The sequence below is a fragment of the Kitasatospora sp. NPDC042419 genome, from assembly GCF_056437345.1.
The window spans coordinates 388666-409406 of sequence record NZ_JBWKAW010000006.1 but is presented as its reverse complement, the minus strand read 5'-3'; the positions used below and the strand labels follow the sequence as shown (position 1 = coordinate 409406).

Sequence of the window (20741 nt, the reverse complement as noted above, 5' to 3'; positions counted from 1 at the left end):
CTGACTCCCCTGCCCCGAGAACAGGAACGCCAGCCCACCAGCCCCAGCCGTACCCCGCACCACACCCGGACCGTCAAGGTCACGCAGCGCCGCCGCGTCACCGAGGGCGACGGCCCGCTCCTCCAGGGCGGCACGCCCGGTCACCAGCGACTGCGCGACGTCCACCGACGCGCCGGACCCGGCGGTGGCCCCGGCGAACTCGGCTATCCGGCGGGCCTGTTCGCGCAACGCCTCCGGAGACCGCGCCGACACCACGAACGGCACCACCGACGGCACCCTGGACGGCGCCACCGACGGCACCACGGGCGACACCCCGGACAGCGCCCCAGACGCCACCGCAGACGCCTCAGCGGACTCCGGCGCGGGCTCCGCCTCGGAGACCGCCTCCGGCACGGCCACCGGCTCCGGCGCCTGCTCGATGATCACGTGCGCGTTGGTCCCCGAGACGCCGAACGCCGAGATGCCCACCCGGCGCGGACGGCCGTTGTCCGGCCACGCCTGCTCCTCCGTCAGCAGCCGCACCGTCCCCTCCGACCAGTCGACGTGCGGGGACGGCTCGTCGACGTGCAGGGTGCGCGGCAGCACGCCGTGCCGGATCGCGAGCACCGACTTGATCACCCCGGCCACCCCGGCCGCCGCCTGGGTGTGCCCGATGTTGGACTTCACCGACCCCAGCCAGAGCGGACGGTCCGACGGCCGGCCCTGCCCGTACGTGGCCAGCAGGGCGTGCGCCTCGATCGGGTCGCCGAGCGTGGTGCCGGTGCCGTGCGCCTCGACGGCGTCAACGTCGGTGGTGCCCAGGCCCGCGCCGGCCAGCGCCGCCCGGATCACCCGCTGCTGGGAGGGTCCGCTCGGGGCCGTCAGGCCGTTGGAGGCACCGTCCTGGTTGACCGCCGAACCGCGCAGCACCGCCAGCACCTCGTGGCCCAGCCGCCGCGCGTCCGAGAGCCGTTCGACCAGGAGCAGCCCGACGCCCTCGGCCCAGCCGGTGCCGTCGGCCGCCGCCGCGAAGGCCTTGCAGCGGCCGTCGGGCGACATCGCGCGCTGCCGGGAGAACTCGACGAACGTGGTCGGCGTGGTCATCAGCAGCACGCCGCCCGCCACCGCGAGGTCGGACTCACCGGACCGCAGCGACTGCGCGGCCAGGTGCAGGGCGACCAGCGAGGAGGAGCAGGCGGTGTCCACGGTGACCGCCGGGCCCTCGAACCCGAAGGTGTAGGAGATCCGGCCGGAGGCGACGCTGCCCGCGTTGCCGATGCCGAGGTAGGCCTCCAGCTCCGCCGGAACCCGCTGGGCGCCGCTCGCGTAGTCGCGGCCGGAGATGCCCGCGAAGACACCGGTGCGGCTGCCGCGCAGGGCCGTCGGGTCGATGCCGGCGCGCTCGAAGACCTCCCAGGTGGTCTCCAGCAGCAGGCGCTGCTGGGGGTCGATGGCGGGCGCCTCGCGCGGCGGGATGCCGAAGAACTCGGCGTCGAACTCGCCGATGCCGTCGAGGAATCCGCCGTGCCGGGCGTACGAGGTGCCGGGCCGGTCGGGGTCGGGCGAGTAGAGGGTGTCGAGGTTCCAGCCGCGGTCGGCGGGGAACTCGGTGAGTGCGTCGACGCCGTCGGAGACCAGCCGCCAGAGGTCCTCGGGCGAGGCGACGCCGCCGGGGTAGCGGCAGGCCATGCCGACGATGACGATCGGGTCGTCGTCGACGGCGGAGCCGGTGCCCGCACCGGCCGCCGGAGCGTGCCCGGCGGTGGCCGCGGCGTCCGACGGGTCGTCGGCGCCCCACAGCTGCTGGGCCAGCCAGTCGGCGAGCGCGATGGGCGTCGGGTGGTCGAAGACGACGGTGGCGGGCAGCCGGCGGCCGGTGAGCGCACCGAGCCGGTTGCGGAACTCGACGGCGGTGAGCGAGTCGAAGCCCTGCTGGCCGAAGGCCTTGGCCGGGTCGACGGCGTCGGCCGAGCGGTGCCGCTGGACGGCCGCCGCCTCGGCGCGGACGAGGCCGAGCAGGCTGCGCCGCCGCTCGGCGGCGGGCAGCGCGGCGAGGCGCGCCAGCGCGTCGCTCCCGCCGGTCGCCGCCGGGGCGACGGCGGCGGCCTCGCGGGGCACCAGTTCGGCGACCAGCGGGTGGGGCCGGTCGCGGAACAGGGCCGGCCAGTCGACGTCGGCGACGACCAGGTGGCTCTCGCCGTGGTCCAGTGCCTGGCCGAGCAGTTCGACGGCCTGGGCGGGCGGCAGCGAGGCGAGGCCGTGCCGGAGCAGCTGCTGCTCGGCGCCGTCGGCGGCGATGCCGGCGCCCGCCCAGTGTCCCCAGGCGATCGAGGTGGCGGGCAGGCCGGCGGCGCGCCGTTCGGCGGCCAGCGCGTCGAGGTAGGCGTTGCCGGGCGCGTAGTTGGCCTGGCCGGGGATGCCCGCGACGCCTGCCAGCGAGGAGAACAGGACGAAGGCGGAAAGCTCGTGACCGACCGTCAGTTCGTGCAGCAGCCGGGCGGCGCCGGCCTTGGCCCGCAGGGCGGCGGCGAGCTGTCCGGGGGTGAGGGTGGGGATGAGGCCGTCGTGCAGGGCGGCGGCGGTGTGGACGACGGCGGTGAGCGGCAGCTCGGCGGGGACGGCGTCGAGGACGGCCGTGAGCGCCGCCCGGTCGGCGACGTCGGCGGCGGCGAAGGTCACCCGGGTGCCGAGGGCGAGGAGTTCGGCCTCCAGGGCGGACGCCTCGGGGGCGTCGGCGCCGCGCCGGCTGACCAGCAGCAGGTGCTCGGCGCCGCGGCCGGCCAGCCAGCGGGCGACGTGTCCGCCGAGCGCACCGGTGCCGCCGGTGATCAGCGTGGTGCCGCGCGGCTCCCACGCCCGGCCCGCAGCATCCTCCGCACCGCCCTGCGTACCAGCCTCCGTACCGCCCTCGGCGCCGTCCGCCGGGGCGGCCGCGACCGGGGCGACAGGGCCGACAGGACCGGCCGGGGCGGCCGGGGCGGCCGGGACCAGACGGCGGGCGAAGGCTCCGGCCGGACGCAGCGCCAGCTCGACCTCCCGCTCCGCGGAGGCGTCCGTGACCAGCGCGGCCGCCTGCTGCCAGGTGTGCCGGTCGGGCACGGCGGGTGCGGCGGGCAGGTCGAGGAGACCGCCGAACAGGGACGGCTGCTCGGCGGCGAGGATCGCGCCGAAGCCCCAGACGAGGGCCTGCTCCGGGTCGGTGACCGGGTCGGTGGAGCCGGTGCTGACGGCGCCCCGGGTGAGGTACCAGACGGGCGTGGCCAGGCCGGTGTCGTCGAGCGCCTGGGCCAGCGCGACCTGGGCGGCGTGCGCCCACGGCAGGTCGTCGTGCTCGGGGTGCCGGCCGGGGTGCAGGCCGAGCAGCGAGACGACGCCGGCGACCGGCACCGCCCCGGCGCCCTCGCCCGCCCGGGCCGCGGCGTCGGTGAGGGCCGCGGCCAGCGCGGCCCGGTCGGCCCCGCCGACGAGCACCTCGACGGTGCCGCCGAGCGCGGTGAGCGCCGCCCCGAGCCCCTCGGCCCAGTCGGAGGCGACCGCCACCCCGGTTCCGCCCGCCGCCCCGGGGACGACGAGCAGCCAGCGCCCGCCCGTCCGCCCGGCGGCGCGGGCCGCCGACGGCGATGCGGCGGCCGGGACGGCGACCGGCCGCCAGGTCAGGCGGTGGCGCCAGCCGTCGGCCGCGGTGGCGGCGCGGCGGCGGTCCCACCAGGAGGCGAGCGCGGGCAGGACGGGGACCAGCCGGTCGCCGTCCACGCCGATCGCCTCGCCGAGCCGCCCGGCGTCCTGCCCGGCGACCAGCTCCCAGAACACGCTGTCCCCGGCGGGCCCGGCACCGGAGGCGCCGGCCGCGGACAGGTGCTCGGGCGAGCGGCTGGCGTCCAGCCAGTACCGCTGCCGCTGGAACGGGTAGCCGGGCAGGTCGGCGTGGGCGGGGCGGGCGCCGGGGAACGCGGCCGACCAGTCGACGGCCACGCCGCGCACGTACAGCTCGGCGACGGAGGTGAGCCAGCGGTCGCGGTCGCCCCGGCCGCGCCGCAGCGAGCCGGTGACGACGGCGTCGGCGACCCCGGCGGCGTCCAGGGTGTCCTCGATCGCGCCGGTGAGCACGGGGTGCGGGGAGACCTCGACGAAGACCGTGTGGCCGGACTCGGCGAGCCGGCGCGTGGCCTGCTCGAAGCGGACGGTGTGGCGCAGGTTCCGGTACCAGTACCCGGCGTCCAGCCCGGCGGTGTCCTGCCATTCGCCGGTGACGGTGGAGAGCAGCGGGACGGTGCCGGCACGCGGGCGGACGTCGGCCAGCAGGGCGAGCAGTTCCTCGCGCAGCGCCTCGGTCTGCACCGAGTGCGAGGCGTAGTCGATGTTGACGGGCCGGACGGTGGCGCCGTCGGCGGTGTAAGCCTCGGTGAGTTCGGCGAGGGCGCCGAGGTCGCCGGAGACGACGGTGGCCTGGGGGCCGTTCACGACGCCGATGGAGAGCCGGCCGGGCCAGACGGTGATCCGCTGCTCGACCTCGGCGAGCGGGCGGGACACCGAGACCATGCCGCCCTTGTGCGAGATCCGGGCGAGCAGCTTGGCGCGCAGGGCGACGATGCGGGCGGCGTCGTCCAGGCCGAGTCCGCCGGCCACGTAGGCGGCGGCGACCTCGCCCTGGCTGTGGCCGACGACGGCGTCGGGGCGGACGCCGTAGGCCTGCCAGAGTTCGGCGAGCGAGATCATCACGGCCCACAGCACGGGCTGCACGACGTCGACCCGGTCGGGGTCGGGGCCGTCGGCCGCGCCCCGGACGACGTCGAGCAGCGACCAGTCGGTGTGCGGGGCGAGGGCGTCGGCGCAGCGGGTCAGGGCTTCCGCGAAGGCGGGTTCGGTGTCGAGCAGGCGGGCGGCCATGCCGGTCCACTGGGAGCCCTGGCCGGGGAAGACGAAGACGGTGCGGCCCGGGGTGCCGGCCCGGCCGCGGACCACGCCGGGGCCGTCGAGGCCGCGCAGCGCGGCCAGGGCGTCGGCCGCGAGACCGTCCACCGCAAGGCCGCCGGCCGCGTCCGCCGGGGCGACGAGGACGGCGCGCTCCTCCAGGGCGGCGCGGCCGGTGGCGAGGGTGTGGGCGGCGGCCACCGGGTCGAGGCCCGGGTACCCGTCTCCGGGCCCGTGCCCGTGCCCGTCTCCGGGCCCGCCCGCGAGCCGGTCGGCGACGCGGGCCGCGTGGGCGGCGAGCGCCTCGGGGGTGCGGGCGGAGAGGACGTAGGGCAGCACCTCGGGCGCGGCCACGGCCGCGTCCGTCGCCGTGTCGGGGGCCTGCTCGACGATGACGTGGGCGTTGGTGCCGGAGACGCCGAACGCGGACACGGCGGCGCGGCGCGGCCGGTCCAGGGCGGGCCACTCCTGCCGCTCGGTGAGCAGCCTGACCGTGCCGTCCGACCAATCGACGTGCGGGGACGGCTCGTCGACGTGCAGGGTGCGCGGCAGTACGCCGTGCCGGATCGCCAGCACCGACTTGATCACCCCGGCGACGCCGGCCGCCGCCTGGGTGTGCCCGATGTTGGACTTCACCGACCCCAGCCAGAGCGGCTGTTCGTCGCTGTGCGCCCGCCCGTAGGTGGCGATCAGCGCCTGGGCCTCGATCGGGTCGCCGAGCCGGGTGCCGGTGCCGTGCGCCTCGACCACGTCGACGTCGGCGGCGGTGAGCCCGCCGGAGGCGAGCGCCTCCCGGATGACGCGCTGCTGGGAGGTGCCGCTGGGTGCGGTGAGCTGGCTGGAGCGACCGTCCTGGTTGACGGCGGAGCCGCGCAGCACGGCGAGCACGCGGTGGCCGTTGCGGCGCGCGTCGGAGAGCTTCTCCAGGACGAGCAGGCCGGCGCCCTCGCCCCAGCCGGTGCCGTCGGCGGCGGCGGCGAACGGCTTGCAGCGGCCGTCGGGGGCGAGGCCGCGCTGGCGGCTGAACTCGATGAACATGCCGGGCGCGGAGAGCACGGTGGCGCCGCCGGCCAGGGCGATCGAGCACTCGCCGGAGCGCAGCGAGCGGGCGGCGAGGTGGAGTGCGACCAGCGAGGAGGAGCAGGCGGTGTCGACGGTGACGGCCGGGCCTTCCAGGCCGAGGCTGTAGGCGATCCGGCCGGAGGCGACGGAGGTGGTGGTGCCGGTGAGCACGTAGCCGTCGGTCTGCTCGGCCGGCAGGTGGTGCATGCTCGGCCCGTACTCCTGGGCGATGACGCCGGCGAAGACGCCGGTGCGGCTGCCGCGCAGCGCGGCGGGGTCGATCGCGGCGTCCTCCAGCGCCTCCCAGGCGGTCTCCAGCAGGAGGCGCTGCTGGGGTTCGGCGGCGAGCGCCTCGCGCGGCGAGATGCCGAAGAACTCGGCGTCGAACTCGCCCGCGTCGTAGAGGAATCCGCCTTCGCGGGCGTAGCTGCGGCCGGGCTTGGCGGGGTCGGGGTCGTAGAGGTGGTCGAGGTCCCAGCCGCGGTCGGCGGGGAAGGGGCCGACGACGTCGCGCTCGTCGCTGACGAGCCGCCACAGGGCCTCGGGGGTGTCGGCGCCGCCGGGGAAGCGGCAGGCCATGCCGACGATGGCGATCGGCTCCTCGGTGCCGCCTCCGGCCGCCTTGGCCTCGGCGTCGCGCAGTCGCTGACGGGTCTGGTGCAGCTCGGCGGCGACCTTGTTGAGGTAGTCGCGGAGCTTCTGCTCGTTGGTGCTCATCTCTGCGTTGGCCTCTCTCAGGAAATGCCGAGCTCGTTGTCGATGAAGTCGAAGATGTCGTCGTCGCTGACGTCGGTGATGCGGGCGGCGAGGCCGTCGTCGGCCTCCGGGGCCGAGGGGTCGGCCGATCCGGCCGGTCCGGCAGCGGTGACCGGCCCGCCGAGGGCGGCGAGCAGCGCGGTGAGCCGGGCGGCGGCGCCTGCGCGGGCGTCCGGGTCGTCGTCGAGGGCCGCCAGGGCCTGCTCCAGCCGGTCGAACTCGGCTGACGGGTCGGCCTGTTGCGGCTGCGGGGCGGGGGCGAGCCGGTCGCGCAGGTGGGCGGCGAGGGCGGCCGGGGTGGGGTGGTCGAACAGGGCGGTGGTGGGCAGTCGCAGGCCGGTCGCGGTGTTGATCCGGTTGCGCAGTTCGATCACCCCGAGGGAGTCGAACTCGCTGTCCATGAAGCCGATGTCGCTCTGGATCGCGGTGGCGTCCGGGTGGCCGAGGACGGCGGCGGCGGTGGAGCGGACCAGGGCGAGCAGCTGCCGTTCCTGCTCGGCGGGCGGTTGTCCGGCGAGCCGGGCGGTCAGGGCGGCGGGTCCTTCGGCGGCGGCGGCCGCGGCCGGGCGGGAGCGGTGCCGGGCGAGGCCGCGCAGGACGGGCGCGAGCCGGTCGGCGGGGACGGGCCCCGGGTCGAGGCGGGCGGCCGCCAGGGCGGCGTGGGGGGTGGTGAGCGCGGCGTCGAACAGGGCGAGGGCCTGCTCGTTGGTCATCGGGGCGAGGCCGGTGGCGGCGAGGCGTTCGGTCTCGGCGGCGGTGAGCCCGGCCGCCATGCCGCCGGCCTCGGCCCAGTGGCCCCAGGCGAGCGAGACGGCGGGCAGGCCGCGGACCGCCCGGTGCTGGGCGAGGGCGTCCAACTGGGCGTTGGCCGCACCGTAGTTGGCCTGTCCGGGGTTGCCGAGCAGGCCGACGGCGGAGGAGAACAGGACGAACGCGGCGAGGTCGAGGCGGGCGGTGGCGCGGTGCAGGTGCCAGGCGCCGTCGGCCTTGGCCCGCCGGACGGTGCGCAGGCGCTCGGGGGTGAGCGAGCCGAGCACCGCGTCGTCCAGGACGCCGGCGGTGTGCACGACGGCGGTCAGCGGGTGGTCGGCGGGGACGGCGGCGAGGAGGGCGGCGACGGCGTCCGGTTCGGCCAGGTCGGCGGCCGCGAAGGTCACGGACGCTCCCGAGGCGGCCAGTTCGGCGCGGAGTTCGGCGGCGCCGGGCGCGTCCGCCCCCTTCCGGCCGGCCAGCAGCAGGTGGCGGACGCCGTGCCGGGTGACGAGGCGGTGGGCGACCAGCCGGCCGAGGGCGCCGGTGCCGCCGGTGACCAGGACGGTGCCGTCGTCGGCGAGTGCGGTCGGCAGGGTGAGCGCGAGCTTGCCGGTGTGCCGGGCCTGGCTGAGCCGGCGCAGCGCCTGCGGGGCCTGCCGGACGGACTGGGCGTGGACGGGCAGCGGGTGCAGGTCGCCGCGCTCGAAGAGTCCGGCCAGTTCGGCGAGGATGGCGGCGATCCGGTCCGGGTCGACGTCGAACAGGTCGAAGGCCAGGTAGGCGGCGCCGTCGTGGTCGGCGGCGACGGTGGCCGGGTCGCGCTGGTCGGTCTTGCCCATCTCGACGAACCGGCCGCCGGGGGCGAGCAGGCGCAGCGAGGCGTCGGTGAACTCGCGGGCCAGCGCGTTGAGGACGACGTCGACGCCGCGGCCGCCGGTGGCGGTCCGGAAGGACTCCTCGAAGTCGAGGGTGCGGCTGGAGGCGACCCGGTCGCCGGCCAGGCCGAGGCCGCGGAGCACGCCCCACTTGCCGGGGCCGGCCGTGGCGAGCACCACCGAGCCGCCGTGGCGGGCGAGTTGGACGGCGGCCTGGCCGACGCCGCCGGTCGCGGCGTGGATCAGGACGCTCTCGCCGGGCTTGAGGCCGGCGAGGTCGTAGAGGCCGTGGTAGGCGGTGAGGAAGGCGACGGGGGCGGTGGCGGCCTGGGCGTAGCTCCAGCCGTCGGGGATGCGGGTGAGCAGCCGGTGGTCGGTGACGGCGATCGGTCCGAGGGTGCCCTGGACCAGACCCATCACCCGGTCGCCGGGGTGGAGTCCGGTGACGCCGGGGCCGGTCTCCAGGACGGTGCCGGCGCCCTCGGCGCCGATGCTGGCGCCGCCCGGGTACATGCCGAGGGTGATCAGCACGTCGCGGAAGTTGAGGCCGGCGGCGCGCAGGGCGATCCTCACCTCCCCGGCGGCGAGCGGGCGTTCGGCCTCGGGGGCGGGCAGCAGGGCGAGCGAGTCGAGGCTGCCGGGGGTGGTGGTGTCGAGCCGCCAGGCGGTGGCGGTGCCGGGGTCGAGCAGCTCGGCGGCCCGGGTGCGGACCAGCCTCGGGACGGTGATCTCCCCGGCGCGCACGGCGAGTTGCGGTTCTCCGGAGCCGAGGGCGGTCGACAGGGCGGCCGGCAGCGCGGCGGACGGGTCGGTGGTTCCGGCGGTCTCCGGGGCGGTGTCGGTGTCCACCAGGACGAACCGGTCCGGGTGTTCGGCCTGTGCGCTGCGCACCAGGCCCCAGACGGCGGCGGCGGCCGGGTCGGGCACGTCCTCGCCGGGGTGGGTGGCGACGGCGTGCTCGGTGACCAGGGCGAGGGTGCCGGTCCGTTCGCCGTCCAGCCAGGTGTGCAGCAGGGCGAGGGCCTGCTCGGCGGTGCGGACGGGCGCGAGCACGGTCTGCCCGGCGGTGGCCGCGGCGAGGTCGGCGAGCACCGGGTGCTCCCCCGCGAGCACGAGCGGGCGGGCGTCCTGGCCCTGGTCGCCGAGGACGGCCCAGTCGGTGGACGGGGCGCCGTCGAAGGCCAGGGGCTGCCAGTCCAGCCGGTACAGCGAGTCCGGGCCGGCGGCGGCCGGGGCGCGCAGGGTGAGTGCGCCGACGGTGGCGACCGGGAGGCCGGCCGGGTCGGTGAGCTCCAGGGCGACGGTGTCCTGGCCGGCCGGGGTGATCCGGGCGCGCAGTGCGGCGGCGCCGGACCGGTGGACGGTGACGTCCCGCCAGGAGAACGGGAGGACCGTCCGCTCGGCGTCCAGGACCACGGCGTGCAGGGCGGCGTCCAGCAGGGCCGGGTGCAGTGCGTAGGCGTCGGCGTCGGCGGCCGTCGGGGCGATGTCGGCGTACCGGTCCCCGCCGAGGGCGGCGGCGGAGGTGAGGCCGCGGAAGGCCGGGCCGTACTGGTAGCCGCGCTCGGCGAGCCGCTCGTAGGCGTCGTCGAGGGCGAGCGGGGCGGCGGCGGGCGGGGGCCAGGCGGCGGTGTCCGCGCCGGGGGTGGCGGGCGCCCGGTCGGTGACCGTGCCGGTGGCGTGGGCCGTCCACTCGGCGCCGTCGGCGCCCTCGGTGTCCGGTTGGGAGCGGATCCGCAGCGGCCTGCGGCCCTCGGCGTCGGCGGCGCCGAGCAGCGCCTGGAGCCGGACGCCGCCGGTGGCGGGCAGGGCGAGCGGGGCCGCCAGGTCCAGCGACTCGACGTGGGCGGCGCCGGCCCGCAGCGCGGCCTGGACGGCGAGTTCCAGGAAGGCGGTGCCGGGCAGCAGGACGGTGCCGGCGACGGTGTGGTCGGCCAGCCACGGGTGGGTTCGCAGCGAGATCCGTCCGGCGAGCAGCCAGCCCTCGCCGTCGGGGAGTTCGGTGGCGGCGGAGAGCAGCGGGTGGCCGGTGGCGGCGAGGCCGCCGGCGTCGGCGGTCCGGCCGGCGGGCTGGTCGAGCCAGTGCCGGCGGCGTTCGAAGGGGTAGGTGGGCAGGTCGGTGCGGGTCGGGCCGGCGGGCAGAGCGGTGTCCCAGTCGACGGGCACGCCGTGGACGTGCAGGCGGGCGAGCGCCTCGGCCACGGTGGCCGGCTCGGGCCGGTCGGCGCGCAGCAGCGCCGCGAGGGCCCTCGGGGTGTCGGGGCGGCCGGGCCGGTCGGCGCCGGGGTTCTCCCCGCCGCGGCTCTCCGCGGCGGAGTCCTCGCCCGCGGAGCCCTCGTCGGCGTGGTCCGCCTCGGCGAGGCTCTCCTCGGCGAGGGCGGTGAGCACCGGGCCGGGCCCGAGCTCCAGGTAGGCGGTGGTGCCGAGCCCGGCCAGGGTGCGGACGCCGTCGTGGAAGCGGACCGCCTCGCGGATGTGCCGGACCCAGTACCCGGGGTCGGTCAGCTCGGCCGCCGACGCCAGGGCGCCGGTCAGGTTGGAGACGACCGGGATGCGCGGCTCGTGGTACGTCAACTGCTCGGCCACCGAACGGAACTCGTCCAGCACGGCGTCCATGTGCGGCGAGTGGAAGGCCCGCCCGACGGTGAGCAGCTTGACCTGCCGGCCGCGCGCCCGCCAGGACTCGGCGAGCCGGCGGACCTCGTCGCCGTCGCCGGACAGGACGACCGAGCCGGGCCCGTTGACGGCGGCGACCGACACCCGCCCGTCCAGCTCGGGCGCCACCTCGGCCTCGGTGGCCCGGACGGCGGCCATCGCACCGCCTTCCGGCAGCGCCTCCATCAGCCGGCCGCGCGCGGCGACCAGCGCGACGGCGTCCGGCAGCGTGAGCACGCCGGCCAGGTGGGCGGCGCTCAGCTCGCCGATGGAGTGCCCGATCAGGTGGGCGGGGCGCAGCCCGTACGCCTCCGTCGCCAGCCGGTGCAGTGCGACGTGCAGGGTGAACAGCGCGGGCTGGGTGTAGGCGGTGGTGTCCAGCAGTTCGGCCTGGGCGGTGCCGGGGGCGGCGAACAGGACGTCCTTCAGCGGTACGGCGAGGTGCGGTTCGAACAGTGCGGTGATCTCGTCGACCGCCGCCGTGAACACCGCTTCGGTGTCGTACAGTTCGCGTCCGGCCCGGGTGCGCTGGCTACCCTGGCCGGAGTAGAGGAAGGCCAGTCGGGGCGTCCGGGCGGCCGTGGCGCGGAGGAGTCCGGGGGCGTCCTCGCGGCCCTCGGCGAGCGCCCGCAGGGCGTCGGCGCGCTCGGCGGGGCCGGCGCCGAGCGCGGCGGCCCGGTGCGGGAAGTGCGTGCGGGTGGTGGCCAGGGCGCGGGCGAGGCCGGGGGCGCCGTCCTCGGGGGCGCCGTGCCCCGCTCGGTCCAGCAGGCGGGCGGCCTGGGCGCGGAGGGCCGGCTCGGTGCGGGCGGAGAGCAGCAGCGGGGCGTGGCCGTCGGGTGCCCCGGCGGTGGCCGGCTCGGCGGAAGGCCCGGCAGAAGGCCCGGCGGAGGGCGCCGCGGAGGGCGCGGTCCCGGCCGGCGGGGCCTCCAGGATCAGGTGCGCGTTGGTGCCGCTGATCCCGAACGACGAGACCGCGGCCCGGCGCGGCCGGTCCGTCTCGGGCCAGGGCGTGGTCCGGTCCAGCAGGCGGACGTCACCGGCCGTCCAGTCGACGTGCGGCGACGGCGCGTCCAGGTGCAGGGTGCCCGGCAGTTCGCCGTGCTGCAGCGCCTGCACCAGCTTGATCACCCCGGTGACCCCGGCGGCGGCCTGGGTGTGGCCGATGTTGGACTTCGCCGAGCCGAGCAGCAGCGGGTGTTCGCGGTCCTGGCCGTAGGTGGCGAGCAGCGCGCGGGCCTCGATCGGGTCGCCCAGCTCGGTGCCGGTGCCGTGCGCCTCGACCGCGTCGACCTGGCCGGCCGTCAGTCCCGCGTTGGCGAGGGCCTGGCGGATCACCCGCTCCTGGGCGGGGCCGTTGGGGGCGGTCAGGCCGTTGGAGGCGCCGTCCTGGTTGACCGCGCTGCCCCGGACCAGGGCCAGCACCCGGTGCCCGCGCCGGCGGGCGTCGGAGAGCCGCTCCAGCAGGACCAGCCCGGCGCCCTCGGCCCAGGCGGTGCCGTCGGCGGCGGCGGCGAACGGCTTGCAGCGGCCGTCGGGGGCGAGACCGCGCTGGCGGCTGAACTCGGTGAACATGCCCGGCGAGGACATCACCGTCGCCCCGCCCGCGATCGCCAGGTCGCACTCGCCCGAGCGGAGCGCCTGCGCGGCGAGGTGGATCGCCACCAGCGAGGAGGAGCAGGCGGTGTCGACGGTGATCGCCGGGCCCTCCAGGCCCAGCGCGTAGGCCAGCCGGCCGGAGGCGACGCTGGTGAGCGTGCCGGTCAGGGCGTGGCCCTCGTACCCGGGGGGCGTCTCGTGCAGGCGCGGCCCGTAGTCCTGGGGCATGACGCCGACGAAGACGCCGGTGCGGCTGCCGCGCAGGGTCGCCGGGACGATGCCCGCGCGCTCGGTCAGCTCCCACGCGGACTCCAGCAGCAGGCGCTGCTGCGGGTCGGTCGCGGCCGCCTCGCGCGGGGCAAGGCCGAAGAACGCGCCGTCGAACTCGTCCGCGCCGTACAGGAATCCGCCCTGCCGGGTGTAGGAGCTGCCGGGGCGCTCGCCGTCCGGGTCGTAGAGGGCGTCGAGGTCCCAGCCCCGGTTCTCCGGGAACGGGCCGATGGCGTCCCGGCCGGCGCGGAGCAGCTCCCAGAGCTGTTCGGGGGTGTCGGCGCCGCCGGGCCAGCGGCCGCTCAGGGCGACGATCGCGACCGGGTCCTCGTCGGGGGTGCCGGACGTCCGCGCCGCGGCGGGGGCGGGGGCGGCCGTGGGCGCGCCCGTCCGCTCGGACAGGAAGGCCGCGACGGCGCGCGGGGTGGGCCGGTCGTACACCAGGCTGGTCGGCAGGGCGAGGCCGGTCGTCCCGGCCAGCCGGTCACGGAACTCGACGGACGCGACGGAGTCGAAGCCGAGGTCCTTGAAGGTGCGGTCCGGGTCGACCGCGTCCGGGCCGCCCGGCTCCCCGAGCACGATCGCGGCGCCCGCGCGGACCGCCGCCAGCGCGGCCTCCTCGCTCAGGGCGTCCGCGCCCGGGGCGTGCGAACCCAGGACCTCCGCGCCCAGGACGTCCGCACCCGGGACGTCCTCGATCAGGGCGGCGGCACCGGGCTCCGGCACCTCCCGGCCGGACACCCGGCCGGTGACCTGACCGGTGACCTGACCGGCGGCGCCGCCGTTCAGCCAGAGCCGGCGGCGCTGGAACGCGTACGTGGGGAGCCCGGTCAGCCGCTCGCCCGGGCCGTAGAGGGCGGACCAGTCCACCGTGCCGCCGCGGGCGAACAGTTCGCCCACCGCGCCGTGGAACTGCGCGAGCCCGCCGTGGTCCCGGCGGAGCGTGCCGGTGACCGCCGCGACGCCGTCGGTCAGCTGGCCGAGCCCGACCGTCAGCACCGGGTGCGGGCTGCTCTCCACGAACGCCCGGTGCCCGTCGGCCAGCGCCGCGCGCACCGCGGTCTCCAGCCGGACGGTGCCGCGCAGGTTGCGGAACCAGTAGCCGGCGTCCAGCCCGGCGGTGTCGAACCGCTCGCCGGTGAGGGTCGAGTAGAAGGCGACGGACGAGGTGCGCGGCCGGATCCCGGCGAGCAGGACGGGCAGGCTCTCCCGCAGTGGCTCCATCTGGGCCGAGTGCGAGGCGTAGTCGACGGGGACCAGCTTGGCCCGCACGCCCTCCGCCCGGTACTGCTCGACCAGGTCGGCGACGGCCTCGCGGTCGCCCGAAACCACGGTCGCGGACGGGCCGTTGACCGCGGCGATCCCGAGCTCGTCCGTCCGCCCGGCGATCCGCCCGGCAACCTCCTCGGCGGGCAGCGGGACGGCCGCCATGCCACCCCGGCCGGTCAGGCCCAGCCCGGCGATGGCCTGGGCGCGCAGCGCGACCACCGCCGCCGCGTCCTCCAGCGAGAGCGCGCCCGCCACGTGGGCGGCGGCGATCTCGCCCTGCGAGTGCCCGATCACGGCGTCCGGCCGGACGCCCGCCGACTCCCAGAGCGCGGCCAGCGACACCATCACCGCGAACAGCGCGGGCTGCACCACGTCGACCCGCTCCAGGTCCGGCGTGCCGGACTCACCGCGCAGCACCGCACCGAGCGACCAGTCGACGTGCGGCGCGAGGGCCTCCTCGCAGGCGGCGATCTTCGTGGCGAACACCGGTGCGGTGGCGAGCAGTTCACGCGCCATGGCGTCCCACTGCGTACCCTGCCCGGGGAAGACGAGCACCGTGCCGGTGGCGGGCGCGACGGCGGTGCCGTCGGCGGCCGGGCGCTCGGTGCCGTCCGGGGCCGGGCCGTCGGCGAACGCCGCGCGCACCGTACCGTCGTCGGCGGCGGCGCGCCCCTGCACCAGTCCGGCCGCCTGGCCGCCCTCGGCCAGCGCGTCGAGGGCGGCGAGCAGACCGTCCCGGTCGGGGCCGGTCACGGCGGCGCGGTACTCGAAGGCGGTCCTGGTGGTGGCCAGCGCCCGGCCCAGCGCCACCGGGTCGGACTCCGTCCGGCCGGCGAACTCCCGCAGCCGGGAGGCCTGTTCGCGCAGGGCGGCCGGGGTGCGGGCGGAGAGCGGCCAGAGCAGCGGGCCGCCGGCCGCGTCCGGGGCCGCGTCACCCGCCGCATCACCCGCCGCGTCGTCCGCGCCGGTGTCACGCGCCGCGTCGTCCGCGCCGGAGTCGTCCGTCGCGCGGCCCGTCGCCGCCACGGGGGCGGTCTCCGGGGCGTCCGCCACCAGCACGTGGGCGTTGGTGCCGCCCACCCCGAACGAGCTGACGCCGGCGATCAGCCGGCCGTCGCCGTCCGGCCACGGCCCGGACTCGGTCCGGACCGCGAGGCCGAGCCGCTCGAACGGGATGTCCGGGTTGGGGGTGCGGAAGTTGAGGCTCGCGGGGAGCCTGCGGTGGCGCACGGCCAGCACCGTCTTCAGCAGGCCGACGATGCCCGAAGCACCCTCCAGATGACCGACGTTGGTCTTCGCCGAGCCGACCAGCAGCGGCCGCTCCACCGCACGCCCGGCCCCCAGCGCCGCGCCGAGGCCCGCCGCCTCGATCGGGTCGCCGACCCGGGTGCCCGTCCCGTGCAGCTCGACGTACTGGACCAGCCCGGGGGCGACCCCGGCCCGGCGCGCGGCCTCGCGGACCACCGCCGCCTGGGCGTCCGCGCTGGGCACGGTCAGCCCGTCGGTCGCGCCGTCGCTGTTGACCGCGCTGCCGAGCAGCACCGCGTGGATGCGGTCACCGTCGGCCACCGCACGGGTCAGCGGCTTCAGCACCAGCAGCACACCGCCCTCGCCCCGGACGTAGCCGTTGGCCCGGGCGTCGAAGGTGTGGCAGCGGTCGTCGGGCGAGAGCGCGCCGAACCGGTCGACGGTGAGCGTCGAGTCGGGCGACAGGTTGAGGTTGACGCCCGCCACCAGGGCGGTGTCCGACTCGCCGCCGCGCAGGCTCTCCAGCGCCAGGTGGACGGCGACCAGCGACGAGGACTGCGCGGAGTCGACGGTGAGGCTCGGACCGCGCAGGTCGAGGGCGTAGGAGACGCGGTTGGCGATGATGCCCCGGTTGAGGCCGGTGAGGCTGTGCCGGGTGATCGCGCCGGCGCCGGTGGTCAGGGTGGTGTAGTCGGCGGCGATGGCGCCGACGAAGACGCCGGTGCGGCCGCCGGCCAGGGAGTCGGGCAGGAGGCCGGCGTCCTCCAGCGCCTCCCAGGCGAGTTCGAGGACCAGCCGCTGCTGCGGGTCGGCCGCGGCGGCCTCGGCCGGGGAGAGGCCGAAGAACTCGGGGTCGAAGCGGTCGACGTGGTCCAGCCATCCGCCGGCCCGGGGCGGCTCGGCACCGGCGAAGCGCTCCGGCGGGACGGCGCCGACCGCGCTCGCACCGGTGTCGAGCAGCCGCCAGAACGCCTCCGGGTCCGCCGCTCCCGGCAGCCGGCAGGCGACGCCGACGACGGCCACCGCCTCCGGCGGGCCGGGCTGCGGTGCGGACGGGTCGAGGGGTTCCAGGGGCGCCATGGTGGGTTCCACTCCTGAGGGCCGGTTGCTCGGTGATGGCCTCAGCGTTTCGCGGGGGCCCGCCGGTCGGGCCCCTAACCAACCCCTGTCGAACCCCTAAGGCGTGGTCCGCCCTCCGGCCCCGGACGCTCTCCGGGCCGTACCGCCGACCACGCACCCGACCACCCCGCACGACGAGCGACGAGCGGGGTGGCGGGCGGAGCGGCCGCCAGGACGGCGGGCGGAACGAGGGGCGGGACGACGGCCGGGACGGCGGCCGGAACGCCGAGGGCCCGGCGGCCGGCAGCAGGAAGCCGGCACGACGCGGGCCCGACGGTCGACTCCCCGCCCGCGGCCGGAGCGCCCTCCCCGCCGGGTCCGCGTGCGGCGCGGGAGCCCCCACCCGCACGCGGACCCGGCCGGCGGCAGCAGGCCGCCGGCCGGCGATCAGCCGGCGACGAGGTCCGTCGGCCGGCTCCGTGCCGCGAGTGCGCCCACTGGCCCCTCCTCGGAGCCGCCGGTGCCCGGCCCGACCAGCTTGGCGAGGTCGACCCGGCGGCGGACGCCCAGCTTGCGGTAGACCCGGGTGAGGTGCTGCTCGACGGTGGAGACGGTGATGTAGAGCTTGCGGGCGATGTCCCGGTTGGACAGGCCCCGGGCGGCCAGTTCGGCGACCCGCCGCTCGGCCTCGGAGAGCCCGCCGGCGGCCGGCTCCGCCGCCGCGCCCTCAGCGGGCACGACCGCCAGCGGCGGGTTGCGCCGGAGCCGGCGGTCGGTCTGCCGGGCCCGGCCGGGGTCGCCGTCGCTCTGGTGGGCCTCGCTCAACTCGGAGAGGGCGGCCGAGAGTTCCGCCTCCGCACCGGCCTCCTCCAGCAGCGCGACGGCCCGTTCCAGCAGCTCCGTCCGCTCGGACCGCTCGCCCGCCGCCGCGCGGATCCGCAGCGCCAGGCCGCGGATCCGCGGCTGTCCGGCCGGGCCGAGCCGGGCGAGCTGCTGGTCGGCCAGGGCCGCCGCGTTCGGGCGGCGGCCGAGGGCGAGCTGGGCGCGGGCGGCGCCGAGCCGCCAGGGCGCGATCGCGGGCAGGTGGTCCAGGCCCCAGCGGGCCATCGCGTCGCCGCAGGCGCGGTAGTCGGCGAGCGCCTCCTCGGCCCGGCCGAGGGCGAGCCGGTGGCCGGCCAGCGCGTACCGGTGGTGCAGCCCGGCGGGAGTGCGGGCCATCCCCTCGGGGGTGGGCAGCTCCAGGAAGTGGGCGGCGTCCTGGTGCAGGCCCGCCGCCGTGCGGGCGGCGGCCATGGTGGCCAGCGGCAGACCGGCCGCCACTCCCCAGGCCTCCGGCCGGACGTGGGCGAAGGCGGCGCGCCCGGCCTCGTCGGCGGCCCGCAGGTCGCCCTGGCGCAGCGCCGTCTCGGCCCGCAGCGCGGCCAGCAGGGCGTGCCAGTTGGCGCCGCAGCGGGCGCCGGCCCGGTCGGCGAGCGGTCCGCACCAGTGGGCGGCCCGGTCGGCGCGGTCGGCGTACAGCAGGACGGTCAGCGCGGCGGTCAGCGACTCGGTGCGGACGCCGCCGAGCCGCCCGGCGCGCAGGATCAGTTCGGCCTGGACGACGGCCGCGTCCGGTGCGACCGTGCCGGCCATCAGCCCGGCGAGCAGCCGCATGCCGTCGCCCCGGTGGTCGGCCGCGTTCACCGGCCGGCCCGTCTGCGGGCGGGCGGGGTTGGGCAGCAGTCCCGGGTACCAGTAGGCGAGCCAGTACCGCAGGGCCTCGGCGGGGGCTCCGTTGCCGGGTGCGGCCTCGAACCGGGCGAGCGCGGCGACGCCCTGCTCGGTCCGGCCGTGCCAGAAGTGGTGGCGGACGGTCTTCAGTTCGTGCCGCCGCGCGGTGTCCGCGTCGGTCACCGTGCCGGGCAGGGTGGGTACGCACTCGACGGCCGCCGTGCCGAAGGAGCCGAGCACGCCGACGGCGGGGCCGTGGGCCGCTTCGGGCCCGAACCCCCCGGTGCTGGCGGGTCCACCGGTCCAGCCCGCCGCCCTGGCCGGGCCGCCGAGCGGACCGACGACCGGTTCGCCCACCGGTTCGCCGACCGGTTCGCCGAATTCGCCGACCGGCTCGCCGGACGGGCCGCCCGTGAGCCAGCCCGCGAGCCCGTCGGTCCGGCCGCCCACCGGTCCCGTGACGGGCCCGGGCTCCGGCAGCGCCCATGCGCCGCCGAAGCCGGCGGCGCCCCCGAGGGCGTTCCCGGCCGTGCTCCCGACGGCGCTCACGGCGGCGCCGAAACCCCCGGTGCTCCCGACACCACCCACACCACCGACTCCACCGATGTCACCGACTCCACCGGCGCCACCGCCCGCAGCGGCACCCGCGCCGGCACCGACACCGACACCCGCACCCGCACCCGCACCACCACCGCCGACCCCGGCGAGGCCCGGCGGCCAGCCGTACGTACCCGCGCCCGCTCCGGGCCCCGCCTCCGGGCCCGCGACCGTGCCCTGCCCCGGCACCGCCGGCTCCCCGGCCGACAGGGAGCCGCGCAGGTGCCCCTCCGCCACCCGGGCGTGCCCGTGCACGGTCGCGTCCGCCGCCCCGGCCGCCCGCAGCAACCGCCCGGCCCGCTGGTGCAGGGCGGCCAGTTCGACCGGGCGCATCGCGGCGAGCAGGTCCCCGGCGGCGGTCGGGTGGCGGAACCCGCCGTCCCGGAAGAGACCGGCCGCGTGCAGCAGGTAGAGCGCCCTGGGCAGCGAGTCCGGTGCCAGCAGGAGGAGTTCGGCGAGGAGGTCCGGGGTGGCGGACGCGCCGAGCACGGCGACGCCGCGCGCGTAGTGCAGCGCCAGCGGGTCGATCCGGTGCAGGCAGTGCATCAGTCCGCGCCGGTAGCCCTCGCCGACGACCAGCTCGTCCGGGACGCCCGCGGTCTCCTGGTCGCCGATGAGGCTGTGCACGAGCAGCGGGTTGCCGCCGGTGAGGGTGTGCGCCTCGACGGCCAGCCGGACGGACGCCGCGCCGAGCCTGGTCCGGAGGAGCTCGGCGACCAGCTCGGTGGAGAGCAGGTCGAGCCGGATGTGCTGGTGGTGCGGCTGGCGGGCCAGCTCGACCTCGAAGAAGGGGTTGGACGGGGTCATGGTCTCGCGCGAGCTGAGCACGGTGAGCACGCCGGCGCTGCGGGTGCGGCGGACCAGGTAGAGCAGGAACTCCAGCGACTGCGGATCGGCGTCCTGCCGGTCGTCGACGGCGATCAGGACGGGGGCGCGCTCGGCCAGCCGCCGGACCAGCCGGAACAGGCCCTCCAGGGTGCGCTGGGTGAGCCGTCCCTGCGGTCCGTCCGACGGGGCCGGGCGGCCGCCCTCGGCGGCGCCGTCGGCCAGCAGGCGCTCCGCCGCCGCGGCCTCCTCCGGTTCGAGGTCGGCGCCCTGGAGCAGCTGCCGGGCCAGCCCGAGCGGGAACTCCCGCTCCAGCGGCGAGCCGGTGCCGACCAGGACGTGCGCCCCGCGCTCGGCGACGGTGTCGGTGAAGGCGTAGAGCAGGTCGCTGCGGCCGCTGCCGACCGATCCGTGCAGCACGATCACGCTCCCGGCGCCGGCCGCGCACCGGTCGAACGCCTCGCGCAGCCTCCGGTACTCGGGCTCCCGGCCCACCGGGAGGGCTCTGGACAGGTCTCGGGGGGCGGGCGCGGGGAAGGTGGACATCCGTTCTCCTGGAGCTGTGCGCACGGGAGGACGGGCCGCTGGGCGCTCCTCCTCGCACGGGGGCGTGGGCGAGGGAATCGGACGGACCGACCGAGACGGGCAGGGCTGCCCGGCCGGCCGACCGGCGTCAGCGACAGAGGGAGCTGGCGCGCCGCAGCAGGTCGACGTCGAGCCTGGCCACCAGCCTGAGGCTCGCGGCGTTGCGTCCGCCCGCCCGCTGTTCCACGACGTTCTCCATCCCCCGCGCCCTACCGGGCCATGACCGCGCTTGTGACGACGCGTCACCTGAACGCCACGCCACCCGGCTTATCCCCGGGGCACCCCACCGCGGTGTGGGGGTTGCCAGTCAGCCGGCCGGGGCCTGTGGCTGACATTCTTCGCCGACACCGAGTTTAGGAAGGCGCCGCCGATCCCGTCAATTGCGGGAACCCCCGGCGGAACACGCGAATCCGCCGGTCCGGACCTCGGGCGCCGCCTCGTGAAACGGGGCGCAATCCGGCCGCAACACCGTTGCCACACTTGGGCGGTGAGCGGACGGCCGGGTCCGGACCGGCGGTTCCGGTCTGACGGGTCGTCGGTCGGTAGGGGGTCGACAGGGGTGCTTCGGCCGGGCGTGCGCGAAGGGCCCGG

Annotated in this window: 3 protein-coding genes and 1 riboswitch; all 3 genes read right to left on the bottom strand. The window is 77.7% G+C overall.

The genetic code is table 11. From position 1 onward, the window contains the following. Nucleotides 1–6690, bottom strand: a 6690-nt coding sequence (locus AC067J_RS15995; protein WP_478299556.1) for a type I polyketide synthase, incomplete at its 3' end; no start/stop codon positions are given. After that, on the bottom strand, nucleotides 6687–16454 hold the full coding sequence (locus AC067J_RS15990) for a type I polyketide synthase (RefSeq protein WP_478299530.1): 9768 nt from the start codon (nucleotides 16452–16454) through the stop codon (nucleotides 6687–6689). The genes AC067J_RS15995 and AC067J_RS15990, both read right to left, overlap by 4 nt. A 426-nt stretch (nucleotides 16455–16880) precedes the next feature. Beyond that, nucleotides 16881–20111, bottom strand: a complete 3231-nt coding sequence (locus AC067J_RS15985) for an AAA family ATPase (RefSeq protein WP_478299528.1) — start codon at nucleotides 20109–20111, stop codon at nucleotides 16881–16883. Between the two features lie 259 nt (nucleotides 20112–20370). Beyond that, nucleotides 20371–20493, bottom strand: a riboswitch (SAM riboswitch). Nucleotides 20494–20741 lie beyond the last annotated feature (248 nt).